Annotated in this window: 18 protein-coding genes; 8 read left to right on the top strand and 10 right to left on the bottom strand. The window is 45.7% G+C overall.

Going from position 1 to position 11,539, the window contains the following annotated elements; all coding sequences use genetic code 11:
* A partial coding sequence (gene ribB / locus B7X71_RS07150) for a 3,4-dihydroxy-2-butanone-4-phosphate synthase (protein ID WP_293600442.1) occupies positions 1–632 on the bottom strand: 632 nt, incomplete at its 3' end.
* Between the two features lie 142 nt (positions 633–774).
* On the opposite strand from ribB, the gene B7X71_RS07145 reads away from it, so the two are divergent.
* The 6 genes from B7X71_RS07145 (at position 775) to B7X71_RS07120 (ending at position 4,420) form a co-directional block, all read left to right on the top strand.
* On the top strand, positions 775–1,122 hold the full coding sequence (locus B7X71_RS07145; protein ID WP_293600441.1) for a hypothetical protein: 348 nt from the start codon (positions 775–777) through the stop codon (positions 1,120–1,122).
* Positions 1,052–1,678, top strand: a complete 627-nt coding sequence (locus B7X71_RS07140) for a hypothetical protein (protein WP_293600440.1) — start codon at positions 1,052–1,054, stop codon at positions 1,676–1,678. The genes B7X71_RS07145 and B7X71_RS07140 overlap by 71 nt, the downstream gene beginning before the upstream one ends.
* Positions 1,679–1,736: 58 nt before the next feature.
* The gene (locus B7X71_RS07135; protein ID WP_293600439.1) at positions 1,737–2,015 is read left to right on the top strand and encodes a hypothetical protein; all 279 of its coding nucleotides are present in this window, start codon (positions 1,737–1,739) and stop codon (positions 2,013–2,015) included.
* A complete protein-coding gene (locus B7X71_RS07130) occupies positions 2,008–2,556 on the top strand; it encodes a GspH/FimT family protein (RefSeq protein ID WP_293600438.1) in 549 nt (182 codons plus the stop codon). The genes B7X71_RS07135 and B7X71_RS07130 overlap by 8 nt, the downstream gene beginning before the upstream one ends.
* Before the next feature lie 47 nt (positions 2,557–2,603).
* Positions 2,604–3,719 (top strand): bifunctional diaminohydroxyphosphoribosylaminopyrimidine deaminase/5-amino-6-(5-phosphoribosylamino)uracil reductase RibD, encoded by a 1,116-nt coding sequence (gene ribD / locus B7X71_RS07125; protein WP_293600437.1) that lies wholly within the window; start codon positions 2,604–2,606, stop codon positions 3,717–3,719.
* A gap of 83 nt (positions 3,720–3,802) precedes the next feature.
* Positions 3,803–4,420: a riboflavin synthase gene (locus B7X71_RS07120; RefSeq protein WP_293600436.1), complete on the top strand. Its 618-nt coding sequence runs from the start codon at positions 3,803–3,805 to the stop codon at positions 4,418–4,420.
* On the opposite strand, the gene B7X71_RS07115 is transcribed toward B7X71_RS07120, so the two are convergent.
* The 5 genes from B7X71_RS07115 to pal all read right to left on the bottom strand — a co-directional run bounded on the left by B7X71_RS07115 (position 4,421) and on the right by pal (position 7,055).
* On the bottom strand, positions 4,421–4,711 hold the full coding sequence (locus B7X71_RS07115) for a type II toxin-antitoxin system RelE/ParE family toxin (protein WP_293600435.1): 291 nt from the start codon (positions 4,709–4,711) through the stop codon (positions 4,421–4,423). It lies immediately after the preceding gene.
* Positions 4,698–4,952: a type II toxin-antitoxin system prevent-host-death family antitoxin gene (locus B7X71_RS07110; protein ID WP_215302514.1), complete on the bottom strand. Its 255-nt coding sequence runs from the start codon at positions 4,950–4,952 to the stop codon at positions 4,698–4,700. The genes B7X71_RS07115 and B7X71_RS07110 overlap by 14 nt, the downstream gene beginning before the upstream one ends.
* Before the next feature lie 89 nt (positions 4,953–5,041).
* Positions 5,042–5,782 carry a 7-cyano-7-deazaguanine synthase QueC gene (queC, locus tag B7X71_RS07105; protein ID WP_293600434.1) on the bottom strand — a complete coding sequence of 247 codons (741 nt, stop codon included), beginning with the start codon at positions 5,780–5,782 and terminating at the stop codon, positions 5,042–5,044.
* Between the two features lie 32 nt (positions 5,783–5,814).
* Positions 5,815–6,474: a tol-pal system protein YbgF gene (gene ybgF / locus B7X71_RS07100; protein WP_293600433.1), complete on the bottom strand. Its 660-nt coding sequence runs from the start codon at positions 6,472–6,474 to the stop codon at positions 5,815–5,817.
* Positions 6,475–6,554: 80 nt separating this feature from the next.
* A complete protein-coding gene (gene pal, locus B7X71_RS07095; protein WP_293600432.1) occupies positions 6,555–7,055 on the bottom strand; it encodes a peptidoglycan-associated lipoprotein Pal in 501 nt (166 codons plus the stop codon).
* Between the two features lie 173 nt (positions 7,056–7,228).
* Between pal and B7X71_RS07090 the strand changes: the two genes are divergently transcribed.
* On the top strand, positions 7,229–7,729 hold the full coding sequence (locus B7X71_RS07090) for an antitoxin Xre-like helix-turn-helix domain-containing protein (RefSeq protein WP_293600431.1): 501 nt from the start codon (positions 7,229–7,231) through the stop codon (positions 7,727–7,729).
* Positions 7,726–8,214, top strand: a complete 489-nt coding sequence (locus tag B7X71_RS07085) for an RES family NAD+ phosphorylase (RefSeq protein WP_293600430.1) — start codon at positions 7,726–7,728, stop codon at positions 8,212–8,214. Before B7X71_RS07090 ends, B7X71_RS07085 begins: the two co-directional genes overlap by 4 nt.
* A 9-nt stretch (positions 8,215–8,223) precedes the next feature.
* Here the strand turns inward: B7X71_RS07085 and tolB are convergent, their stop codons facing one another.
* From tolB to tolQ, 4 genes are read right to left on the bottom strand one after another with little or no spacing between them, the layout of a single operon-like run.
* Positions 8,224–9,489, bottom strand: a complete 1,266-nt coding sequence (gene tolB, locus B7X71_RS07080) for a Tol-Pal system beta propeller repeat protein TolB (RefSeq protein WP_293600443.1) — start codon at positions 9,487–9,489, stop codon at positions 8,224–8,226.
* A gap of 45 nt (positions 9,490–9,534) precedes the next feature.
* Positions 9,535–10,347, bottom strand: a complete 813-nt coding sequence (locus tag B7X71_RS07075) for an energy transducer TonB (RefSeq protein ID WP_293600429.1) — start codon at positions 10,345–10,347, stop codon at positions 9,535–9,537.
* A 19-nt stretch (positions 10,348–10,366) separates the two neighbouring features.
* Positions 10,367–10,786 carry an ExbD/TolR family protein gene (locus B7X71_RS07070; protein ID WP_293600428.1) on the bottom strand — a complete coding sequence of 140 codons (420 nt, stop codon included), beginning with the start codon at positions 10,784–10,786 and terminating at the stop codon, positions 10,367–10,369.
* A gap of 2 nt (positions 10,787–10,788) precedes the next feature.
* A complete protein-coding gene (gene tolQ, locus B7X71_RS07065) occupies positions 10,789–11,445 on the bottom strand; it encodes a protein TolQ (protein WP_293600427.1) in 657 nt (218 codons plus the stop codon).
* Positions 11,446–11,539: the final 94 nt, after the last annotated feature.

The following is an 11,539-nucleotide window of genomic DNA, read 5'->3' as shown; positions in this document are numbered from 1 at the left end:
TCACGCACCACAATGCTTTCATGCTGGCTACGGTATTTGATGAGGTCGGCTATGCTGCCAATCTTTAATTGATGTTCTTTTGCAAACTCGAGCAAGTCTGGCAAGCGCGCCATACTGCCATCATCTTTCATGATCTCGCAAATGACAGCGGTAGGTGAGCAACCAGCCATGGCAGCTAAATCACAACCTGCTTCTGTATGGCCTGAGCGGATCAACACACCCCCAGGTTGTGCCATCAAAGGAAAGATGTGGCCTGGCTGAACTAGATCGTTGGGTTTTGCATTTGCAGCAACCGCCGTTTTAATAGTATGGGCGCGGTCTGCCGCGGAAATTCCGGTGGTAACGCCACTAGCTGCTTCAATTGAAACTGTAAAGTTGGTCCCCATGGAGGTGCCGTTGTCCCGCACCATGAGAGGCAGGTTAATTTGTTGGCAGCGCTCACGCGTCAAAGTCAGACAAATTAAGCCACGACCATGCTTAGCCATGAAATTCACGGCCTCTGGAGTGACATGATCTGCAGCAAGCACTAAGTCACCTTCATTCTCGCGATCTTCTTCATCGACCAGAATGACCATCTTGCCGGCCTTAAGCTCAGCAACGATTTCTTCTGTGGAGGCGAGGTTATTTTGCATAGCCCTCTATTTTAAGCTAGGAGGGGGTTTCGGGCTTTGGCCTGGGATCCTGCGGTCGATATTGGAGCAATATCCAGTTTTTCTGACAGCAAGCACCCATGAAAAGCCTGTTTTTGCGTCTCAAGTCCCGAGAAAATGCCCTATGCACTCTCGAATTCAAAAATCTCCACTGCCTCGTCCACTGCATCGATCAAACGCCAAGCTCAATGGATTCATCTTATTAGAGGTCCTGGTGGCAATGAGTTTGGTAGCAAGCGCTTGGGTGGGTTTGAGCACTATCTACCAAGGGATGATTTTGCGTTTAGGTCAACTGCAGGAGAAAAGAGTTGAGCTTCGTAAAGAGATCGATAGGCATGAGCTCGCTATTTTGACGGCTGCACAAAGAAATAACTCAAGCCCAACTTCAGGAAAGCTAGCGGATGAATCTATTGGAATGTCTCGTCGGTCTCGCCCTCTCCCTAGTCCTCGTCGCGCCACTCATCAAAAATAGTGGTGAGTTCATCGCCAAGCAAATTCAGTATGAAAAATTACAGTCTATGACTGCAGAAGCAGATCGTGCACTGGAATTAATCGGGCGCGCAATTCGGATGGCTGGGTATCGTAATGCCCATTCAGCAATTGCATCTATAAATCAGAATTCTTCTTCGAATACTTACATTCAGGTTCATAAAAATAATGGCTATCGAGGATCCGATTCACTTATTGTGAAGCAGGAGGTTTCTCAAGGAGTGGACTTTGATTGCATTGGCAATACTTTGTCAAAAGAGCGCACTAAAAATAATTTAGCGCAGCAAGGATTCTTGGTAGATCGACAAGCATCTGCACCCAAAGGCGCAAAGGTGAACGGAGGCTCATTAATCTGTCAGTCACTTGATCGCCAAGGGCGAATCCAAAATACGACCTTAATGAATGGTATTCACCATCTTTCCTTTGAATCGCTTCCAGCGAGTGCTGGCAAGGCCTTTAAGATAAAGCTGGAGATGACTGATGGCGTATCCATGCACCAGAAGTTTGAGAGAACATTTACCGCTCGTAATCTGCTATGAATCTATTTTGATAATTGCTTGGGTCATATCGCTACTGACGCTGCTCTCTATACTGGTAATGCAGTTAGAGCGTTTGGCTGCACTTGAAGTCATGAGCGTCAATACTTATGCAGAAGCTCAAAAAGAATTTATTGCTGCTGAACAATCCTTATTTGAATGCGAGCAGCATCTATCCAATATCGCTGCCCTAGAACATCCTGCTTGCTATATACAGTCAGCCGGAAAAAATATTTGGTTGATTTCTAGCAAGTCAAAACCTAGATTGGAAGTCCTCATATTTCTGGATGAAAAAACCAATATGACTACACGATTAAATTGGCGACAGAATTTTGAATAAGCAAGATCAAGGTTATAGCTTGTTGGAGTTGATAGCCGTTGTGTTGATCATTGCCATCATTGCAATATCGACATTACCTCTATTACATGAGCAAATGGCCGCCCGAGACATCGATACCATTGCCAGGCGCTTTATTGCGCATGCCCACTTTGCAAGAGCTCAAGCATTAATGTTGGGGGCGCCTGTACGCATTACTCCTTTAAATGGGGGTCTTTGGGAAGAGGGTTGGGTGGTGAAGAGCGTTTGTAATGATCGCCAAGCAAATGCAGGCTGTATTGAACGGAGCTGGATTTCCCAGGGAGATCTTGCTCGGGTGTATTTCCAGGGTGGGGGTAAGCAGTTTATTGACCCTCACACATCGAAGAGAGGTATTTTGTTTAATGCTGCCGGAGCTGCAAAAACAGCCCAAGGCGGCTTTGTCGCTAATCGTCTGATACTGAGTCATGACCGAGATCCTAGGCTTGAGCGGCAGCTCATATTGGGCAGCGGGGGTCGGTGGCGAATTTGTGATCCCAGCAAGGACTCCAAAGACTGTAGGTAGGATGGGTAAATTTGCTGCTTCTGCCCACAATCGGTTTTAATAGACCCATGTACACCGCAGTTGACCATCAATTTATGAGTCAGGCATTAGCCGAGGCTCAGCACGCCCTTTATCTATCAAATCCCAATCCCCGGGTAGGATGTCTCATTGTGAAGGATGGAGAAGTGATTGGGCGCGGGCATACCCAAAGGGTGGGCGGTCCTCATGCGGAAGTTGAGGCTTTGGCTGATGTGAAGTCAAAAGGGATAGATCCGGCAGGATCAACGATCTATGTGACCTTGGAGCCCTGTAACCACACTGGTAGAACGCCGCCTTGTGTCGATGCCTTGATTGCAGTCAAGCCAGCCATGGTGATTGCAGCCATGTCTGATCCTAACCCCCTGGTAGCAGGCAAAGGGCTGGAGCGATTAAAGACTGCGGGAATTGATGTGCGTTGTGGTTTATTGGAATCTGAGGCCCAAGCATTAAACCCCGGGTTTATTTCTAGGATGACTCGAGGTTTGCCTTGGGTTCGCATGAAGATTGCTGCCAGCTTAGATGGCAAGACAGCTTTGCCTAATGGCCAAAGTCAATGGATTACCGGAGCCTTAGCTAGGGCAGATGGCCATCATTGGCGCGCTCAAGCCTGTGCGATATTAACTGGGGTAGGAACCGTTAAAGAGGATGATCCAAGTCTTAATGTGCGGGATATCATTACCGAGCGCCAGCCTTGGAGAATTATTGTGGACTCCAAGCTCGAGACACCCCTCAGCGCAAAGGTGTTGAGCAAACCCAATGCATCGGGCGTGATCTTGGTTTGTGCCTCATTGGATTCTCAGGAGAGTCAAGATAAGTCAAAATCATTTGAGGCTCTTGGCGTTGAAGTGATTGCCATGACTAACGCTAACGGCAAAGTAGATTTACCAAAACTCTTTTCGTATTTAGCAAAAGAGCGTCACATGAATGAAATCCATGTCGAGGCTGGATTTAAGTTAAATGGATCTTTGTTGAGAGAGGGCTGCGTTGATGAACTCTTGCTCTATTACGCACCCTTCTTTATGGGTGATGGTATTGGTATGGCCAACATCTCTTCATTGACAGCTTTAGATCAACGTCAAGATTGGCAAATCATTGATCAAACTTTGTTTGGCCCTGATCTTCGTTTGCGGCTGATTAAGAAGTAATAAACAAGAGACAGCAAGAGACAGCAAGAAACAACAAGAAACAACGCTTCAAGAAAATTACAAAACCTATTTAAGATCTTACTATGTTTACTGGAATTATTACGGCAGTTGGTCAAATTAAAAGTGTTCAAGCTAAAGGCGATGGTCTGCACTTGGTGGTAGAAGTGCCCTCTGGATATCTTGATGATGTTGCATTGGGTGACAGTATTGCCATTCAGGGTGCTTGTATGACAGCCACTGACTTGACTGACACCACTTTTGCTTTAGATATTTCACGAGAGTCTTTGAGCAAGACGATTGGCTTAGATAAAGTGGGTCCAGTGAACCTAGAAAAAGCCTTGCGACTCAATGATCGCTTGGGTGGTCACTTGGTGAGTGGTCATGTGGATGGTGTTGGTAAGGTATCGCATTTTGCCACTGTCGCTGACGATGCTTATGGTTCTTGGCTGCTGCAAATTGAGGCTCCCAAGTCATTGGCGCCATTCTTGGCATACAAGGGATCGATTGTTGTGAATGGTGTTTCACTCACAGTAAATAAAACGCATGATAGTCAAGACGCTTGCTTAGTGGATATCAACATCATTCCCCATACACTTGAGAATACAACCTTGGGCAAGCTAAAGCAGGGTGATGTAGTAAATCTAGAAGTAGATTTAATTGCACGTTATGTTGCGCGCATGATGGAAACTCAGCCTAAGTAATTATTTTCTTTTACTAGCTTCTTTATAAACAGCTGACTGATTTCGTTTTCCAACTGCAATAATAAGAACGATAAGTCTATGATCTATAACTTCATAAACTAGCCTGTAGCCAAGCGCAGCCAGTTTAATTTTATAGAAATTATCTAAGTCACCATGTAACTTGGCAGAAGCAATTCTAGGATTCTGAATTCGTTTCTCAAGCTGTTTTTTGAACTGGCTACGAACTGAGTTATCTAATTTTTGCCACTCTTTTAAAGCAAGTACATTGAACTCAAGACTATAGGTCTTCAAGCTTTACTTTCACAGTTTTTCCAGTACTGCGTGCCTTAATGACTTTGATGAGTGACAGATCATCCACCAAGTCAAGAAGTGCTTCATATGCTTTTGCTGACAATAAATAGGCTTCAGGTTTATTGTGATTCAGGACGGCTACGGGTAGGTCTCCAGCAATCTCTAAAATTTTGCTCGGATTACGCCTAAGGTCAGTCATGCTGACTGTTGTTTTGGCATGAATGGTTTGCGTAATTGTCATAATAAAATACCCATAATTTAGTGCATTATTATGTGTTTTTTATAAAAAGTCAAACCCTTTCCTGAGCGGGGGAATTACTCTGATTGAGATTAATTTCTTCGGTAGCGCGTTGGATCACCAAGCTTTGCTTGCTTAAAACCTGCCTGTCGTAGGCGGCAAGATTCGCACTCACCACAAGCTTCACCCAAGTCATTCGCCTGATAGCAAGAAACAGTTTGTGAGTAATCAACACCTAGGGTGGTGCCCAATTGAATGATTTCTGCTTTGCTCATACTAATGATTGGCGCATGAACCCGAAAGCGATTCTCATTATTTAATGCTTCTACACCGGCCTTAGTAGCGAGGTTAGCCATAGCCTCAAATGAGGCGACGTACTCTGGGCGACAGTCTGGGTAGCCAGAGTAGTCGACAGCATTAGCGCCATAAAAAATATCTAATCCACCCAATGATTCAGCCCACCCTAAAGCGAGCGATAGCAAAATCGTATTACGTGCTGGCACATAGGTGACCGGAATTTCCAAATCTTTACCGGGGGTAGTGGGAATGTCGATAGATGAGTCCGTCAGTGCTGATCCACCAAAGCGAGTGAGGTCTAAATTCACAACTTCATGACAAATGACACCCATTTTCTTGGCAATATGTTTTGCTGCCGCCAACTCAGAAGAATGGCGTTGGCCATAACTCACTGATAATACGTAGGGCGCGTAACCAAGATCTTTTGCCAAGGCCAGAATGGTGCTCGAATCTAAGCCACCCGAAAATAAAATCACCGCTGGTGCACTCGGCGTGCGTGGAGCGATACTCTGAAAAGCTGCAGAGAGCGATGACATGACGAAACGTTTTCTTTACTTGGCTTATTGAATCACTTCGTTGCAGCAAGAAGTTGCTGTGCGTCTTTTGCTGCCTCGGTATCTGGATACTTGCTGATGATTTCAGCGAACGTTTTTTTAGCCGCAGCCTTGTTCCCACTCTCTAATTGAGCATTGCCTAGCGTTAACATTGCTGCAGGAATGCGGGGATGATTCGGAAAACGCTTAATGAGGTTTTGTAGTTGAGCAATCGCACCGGTGTAATCCTTATTTGCATATTTGCTATTTCCACTCCAAAAGAGCGCTAGCGGTGCATAAGGACTATTCGAGTATTTCTTAGCAAAAGCTGAGAAGTCGCTATCTGCCTTTTTGAGGTTTCCGGACTGGAAGGTCTTTAATGCATCATCGTAGGCTTTTTTCTCACCTGGTTGGACCGTGCCACTCACACCTTCAATGGTTGCTGTGCGTGGCTCAAAATTACCCAGGCGATTGTCTAGATCTTCATAGTAAGTCTTTTGGCTTGTACTAATATCGTCGCCTTGCTTTTCAAGAGTTTCCACCTTACCTCGTAGCTCAGCCACTTCAGTTTTTAACTTTTCAATTTGATTTTGTAAGTCGAGCTGAGTAGTTGCGAGTGATTTTCTTAAATCTAGAATAGCTTTGCGAGCGTCATCATCGGCAAAGATCGCCCATGCGCTGGTAGATGTTCCCAAAAAAATGATAAAAGCACTTAAACAAAACGCTCGTGAGAGCGTTTTTTTAATACCACAAGGTTGCTTTTGCATAGCGTGCATTAGTTGGTGATGTACACAATATCAGCACGGCGATTTTCAGCCCAAGCTGCTTCTGTATCACCTTCAGCTTTTGGTTTTTCTTTACCAAAGCTGACTGCTTCCATCTGATCATCAGAAACACCCATCAAGTTGAGTGATTTGCGCACGGCATCAGAGCGGCGCTGGCCTAATGCCAAGTTGTACTCAGCGGTGCCACGATCATCAGTATTGCCTTGAATGATGATTTTTTGTTTTGGATTGGCTTTCAAGAAGCTTGCATGCGCAGACAATTGTTTTTGATATTTAGTCTGTACTGTGTACTCATTGAAATCAAAATACACACTGCGTTGGAAGAGCGGGCTGCTTGGATCATTCCATGGCTGTGAGCCAAAGTTACCACTGCCACCACCATTGGCACTATCAACATCATCCAATTTGACGCCAGAGCAAGCTGCTAAAAATGCAGCCGTTGCACCTACTAGAGCAAACGTTGCGACACGGCGTGCGATAGAAATTTTCATGATCTTTCCTTTTTCATACAAAACAGGCAATTAATTAAGCTAATAGCCAATATTATGCCCCTAAGATTGGCTTATTTGGGTAGAAATGACGCTTCCTATTCTTTTACTTTATGGGGCATATTTGCATTCCTCCTCAAATGAGGTAAAATTATTGCTCAAATGAGGAATCATAGATGCCTAGTGCCATCGCCAAAAAGCTCGCCACAAAAGTGATTCGCAAAAACTTGGCTGCCGGAGCTAAGCCAGATTTTTCGTTTGCTCAAATTTATCGAGTTCAGCCTATTGATCGCATCAAGTTGATTCGAGAGGGGGTTCCTGCTAGATATATCAATGTCATTTCTGACTCGATGGGGATTACAAAAGAAACCTTATTTAAGTTCTTGAATTTGCCAAAGTCGACAATTGATAAGAAATCCATCGCAAACCAAATGTTGCCGATTGAGCAAGGTGAGCGTTTGATTGGTATGGCTAAGCTTGTTGGGCAGGTCGAGTCAATGATTGCTGAGTCAGGAAACCCAGATGGTTTTGACGCTGCCAAGTGGGTAGCAAGTTGGCTTGAAAAACCGTCTCCAGCGTTGGGTGGTGAGAAGCCTTCGGCTTACTTAGACACAGTTTCTGGCCAGGAAATGATCTCCGATCTTCTTGCCAAAATTCAAACTGGGGCATACGCATGAGTGTTCAGGCCGTTTGGAGAATTGCCTTGGATGCTCCTACCTTTAAGGCGGATGATCTCAGTGGCGAGGGGGCAAAAAAATCAGGCGGGAGATGGAATAAAAAAGGAACACCTGTTCTCTATACCTCTGAATCTATTGCCCTTGCTTGTTTAGAGACCTTAGTACATATCAATGCGCAAGGCCTTCCCTTAAAGCGCTATTTAGTGCGCATTGATATCCCAACAAAAGTATGGGACATGGCTAAGAAATTCAATTTCAAAACTGCTGGATTTGGTTGGGATGCTTTACCGGCAGGAACAGCGAGCATTGATAAAGGAGAGAAGTGGCTGCAATCCAATGCGAGTGCTTTACTCTTTGTGCCTTCAGTCGTCATACCGCAAGCTAGTAACGTATTGATTAATCCCTTGCATCCGGATACAAAACTGATCAAGGCTAAGAAAATTGAGAAATTTTCTTATGACCCTCGTTTAGTGAGTCTGCCTTAATCTGTTGTTTTAGTCCATAAAAGGACCCCAGGATGGCTGACGCACATCAGACCCTGGGATAGTAAGAACCTGTTTTGAGTTGCCGTCTACAGAGACTGCCGCCAATACCCGCTTGCCACCGACTTTAGTGGAATAAAGGACGTAGCGCCCATTCGCAGCAAAAGAAGGGGACTCATCCGAACTGCCATCAGTCAAGGCTTGAGAATCCCCGGTTGCTAGGTTGAGAATGTAAAGGCGAAAGGCGCCACCAATATTGGCGATATATGCCAAATATTTACCATCTGGAGAAATTCGTGGAGAGGTCACAAAACCTTGTTTAAAGCTTACTCGTTTTGCCCCCTCAGCCTGCTCACCTTCAGCACTCATGCGATAAATCTGTGGATTACCACCACGATCACTGGTGAAGTATATATAACGTCCATCAGCAGAGTATTGTGGCTCTGTGTCAATCGTGCGACCCCGAGTCAGGCGCTGTAAGCCACTACCATCGGCATTGATGCTGTAGATCTGAGTGTTACCGTCTCTAGACAGGGAGACCGCTAATTTTTTGCCATCGGGCGACCAAGCTGGCGCACTGTTATTACCCTTTTGATTTGATAATGCAAAGCGTCGTCCCGTTGCCAGTTCATGGACATAGATGACCGGCTTGCGATCCTCAAAAGAAACGTAGGCTACTTTTTTGCCATCAGGTGACCACGACGGGGAAATGATGGGTTCTCCACTGGTCATCGCATTGCGAATGTTTTGACCATCTGCATCTGAAATCACGAGGCGATAACGTTTGCCTTCCTTAATAACGTAAGAGAGGCGTGTTGAGAAGATGCCGCGCTCACCTAATAATTTATAAATGATGTCATCAGCGATTTTGTGGGCTGCTGCACGCAGATTATCGGCGCTGGTGTTAATGTTTAAGCCGCCTAAGCTTTCACCTTTTCGAATGTCATACAAGGAATAACGAATTTCAAATTGACTGGGGCCTGACTGCACAACAGATCCTACCGCTAAAGCATCTGCACCTCGTGCTGCCCAAGAGTTGTAGTTCGGTGTGCCTTCATCACTCTCAGAAGCGTTGCCATTTTCTGTATTTTTAAAGTAACCACTGCGGGCTAAGTCTTGACGAACGATATCAGTCACGCTGATGGGTAATTTGCTTTCGTCCTTAAAGCGCATCACTGCAATCGGGTAGAGCGACTGTCCTACCCCGGTAATTTGAATATTCATTTGCGCTAGAGCTGAAGAAGAGAATCCCAGCACGCTAATGAGCGCTCCTATCATAGCTAAAAGAGTGATCAGAGTTTTTCGTAGCAATTGCATCATGCTTTAGTCCTTGGGTTTGAAGGTCAGCTTAACTTCTCTTTGAGGGATTTTGCCATTGTCGTCTTTTGGCAAACTTTCTGCGCGGGTTAATGCCAGTAGCACCGCACGATCCCATCCCGCATTACCGCTGGAACTCAAAATATTGGTGCTCAAAATAGCGCCATCGGGAGCAAGATTGACTTTAACGACAGCTGCTGGATTGCCGCTAATAGATTCTGGATTAAAGACAATCAAAGGTTTTACCTTTTTAATGACTTTATCAGTCCAGCCAGGGGGCGCATTGCCACCACCACCAACACCACTACCGCTAGTGCCACCACTACCACCTTCAGCTCCAGCCGCAGCCCGAAGACGAGCTAGTTGGTCTGCGCGAACTTTCTCGGCAGCAGCATTAGCCTTGGTTTCTGCAGGGCTAACTACTTTGGGTGCCTCCACTTTTTTAGGCTTTTCTTTCTCTTTTTCCTTCTCCTTAGGTGGAGTTGGCTTAGTTGGAGGAACCGGCTTGGGCGTTTCTTTCACCTCTTTTTTAGGAGGCTCTTTTTCAACCTTCTTTTTCTTGATGGCGATGTCAGCTGCCTCTTCTTTCACCTCTGTTTTGATTTCAGGAACGACAGGAGTCTCTACCTGCTGACTGACATCCCATAGCTCCACTTCCACTCCTGAGGGGGTGGAGTTGTTCCAGCTAATGCCGATTACCAAAAATGCAAGTAAACCTAAGTGCGCAGCCAGTGAAAAACTAAAAGCACGTTTAGTGCTTTCGTTTTTAGTAGGACGGCCTCGAGTAAAGTTCGAGTGAAAAGTCTGTGCGCTATTCATGGATAAAAGACAAAGAGACTTACTGACTCTTCACGGCAAGGCCAACACGCTTCACGCCATTTTCTTTTAGCTTGGACATCACATCCATCACGACTTCATATTTAATGGATTTATCTGCAGCAAGCACAACCGGTTGTTCGGCGGACTTCTCTGCTTGTGAACGTGCAAATGCGCCGAGCTCAAATTTATTTAAAGTCTGAACAGGATCTCCATCTTTGCGCACGATGACATTTTCATTGGCATCGATTGTTAAAAAGACTGGCGGTAACGATTGCACTTTTGCACCACCAACTGTTGGGAGATTGACCACGCCTGGATTGACCATAGGTGCGGTCACCATAAAGATGACCAGTAATACCAACATCACATCGATATAGGGCACCACATTAATGTCGGACATTGCCCGACGCTTAGAAGATCTTCTGAGTGAGCCAGCCATGCTTATTTACCTGCAGTCTGACGTTGCAAGATATTGGTGAACTCTTCAATAAAGGTTTCAAAGCGAATTGCCAAGCGATCGACATCGGTTGCGGCACGGTTGTAGGCGACCACTGCAGGAATCGCAGCAAATAGACCAATCGCGGTTGCAACTAGTGCTTCGGCAATACCTGGGGCCACAGCTGCCAGGGTGGCATTTTGTACGTTAGCCAGGCCGCGGAAGGCGTGCATGATGCCCCAAACGGTACCAAAGAGGCCGATATAAGGTGAGACTGAACCCACGGAGGCTAAGAAGGGTAGGTTGGCCTCTAGCATGTCCATTTCACGCTGGTAGGTGGCTTTCATGGCGCGGCGGGCAGCATCGATTTCACGGACTTTCATGAACTCTTGCATACCTGCTTCAAAGATGTGCTCTAAGACGGCATCGCTGCGGGTATTACGCTGAGCAGCATCTAAAAGGGTATTGAGGTCGCCACCAGACCAAAAGTCGCGCTCAAAGCGCTCGGTATCGCGTCTGACACCCCGCAAAATGGCAGTTTTCTTAAAAATGATGGTCCAAGAGGCAACCGACATCGCTAGTAATAACAACATTACTAACTGTACTAATAGGCTGGCATTAAGGACTAGGGAGAGGAATGAGAGGTCTTGTGTAGGTGTCATGGTGGATTTTGTATGATGTAGGTTGATTTTACTAAGTTAATTCACTCAGCAATACAACTTCATCAGGATTATGACCATGTTTGACCGCCAAAAC

Source organism: Polynucleobacter sp. 39-46-10 (genome assembly GCF_002282275.1).
This window is presented reverse-complemented; position numbering and strand designations above follow the sequence as displayed.

What these genes read in the sequence shown, in the direction of transcription:
- tolB (WP_293600443.1), bottom strand. Translation starts at nt 9,489, where the DNA reads ATGATAGGAGCGCTCATTAGCGTGCTGGGATTCTCTTCTTCAGCTCTA.
- B7X71_RS07135 (WP_293600439.1), top strand. Translation starts at nt 1,737, where the DNA reads ATGCAGTTAGAGCGTTTGGCTGCACTTGAAGTCATGAGCGTCAATACT.
- B7X71_RS07085 (WP_293600430.1), top strand. Translation starts at nt 7,726, where the DNA reads ATGAGTGTTCAGGCCGTTTGGAGAATTGCCTTGGATGCTCCTACCTTT.
- B7X71_RS07110 (WP_215302514.1), bottom strand. Translation starts at nt 4,952, where the DNA reads ATGACAATTACGCAAACCATTCATGCCAAAACAACAGTCAGCATGACT.
- queC (WP_293600434.1), bottom strand. Translation starts at nt 5,782, where the DNA reads ATGTCATCGCTCTCTGCAGCTTTTCAGAGTATCGCTCCACGCACGCCG.
- ribD (WP_293600437.1), top strand. Translation starts at nt 2,604, where the DNA reads ATGTACACCGCAGTTGACCATCAATTTATGAGTCAGGCATTAGCCGAG.
- B7X71_RS07145 (WP_293600441.1), top strand. Translation starts at nt 775, where the DNA reads ATGCACTCTCGAATTCAAAAATCTCCACTGCCTCGTCCACTGCATCGA.
- B7X71_RS07090 (WP_293600431.1), top strand. Translation starts at nt 7,229, where the DNA reads ATGCCTAGTGCCATCGCCAAAAAGCTCGCCACAAAAGTGATTCGCAAA.
- B7X71_RS07120 (WP_293600436.1), top strand. Translation starts at nt 3,803, where the DNA reads ATGTTTACTGGAATTATTACGGCAGTTGGTCAAATTAAAAGTGTTCAA.
- B7X71_RS07075 (WP_293600429.1), bottom strand. Translation starts at nt 10,347, where the DNA reads ATGAATAGCGCACAGACTTTTCACTCGAACTTTACTCGAGGCCGTCCT.
- pal (WP_293600432.1), bottom strand. Translation starts at nt 7,055, where the DNA reads ATGAAAATTTCTATCGCACGCCGTGTCGCAACGTTTGCTCTAGTAGGT.
- B7X71_RS07140 (WP_293600440.1), top strand. Translation starts at nt 1,052, where the DNA reads ATGAATCTATTGGAATGTCTCGTCGGTCTCGCCCTCTCCCTAGTCCTC.
- B7X71_RS07070 (WP_293600428.1), bottom strand. Translation starts at nt 10,786, where the DNA reads ATGGCTGGCTCACTCAGAAGATCTTCTAAGCGTCGGGCAATGTCCGAC.
- tolQ (WP_293600427.1), bottom strand. Translation starts at nt 11,445, where the DNA reads ATGACACCTACACAAGACCTCTCATTCCTCTCCCTAGTCCTTAATGCC.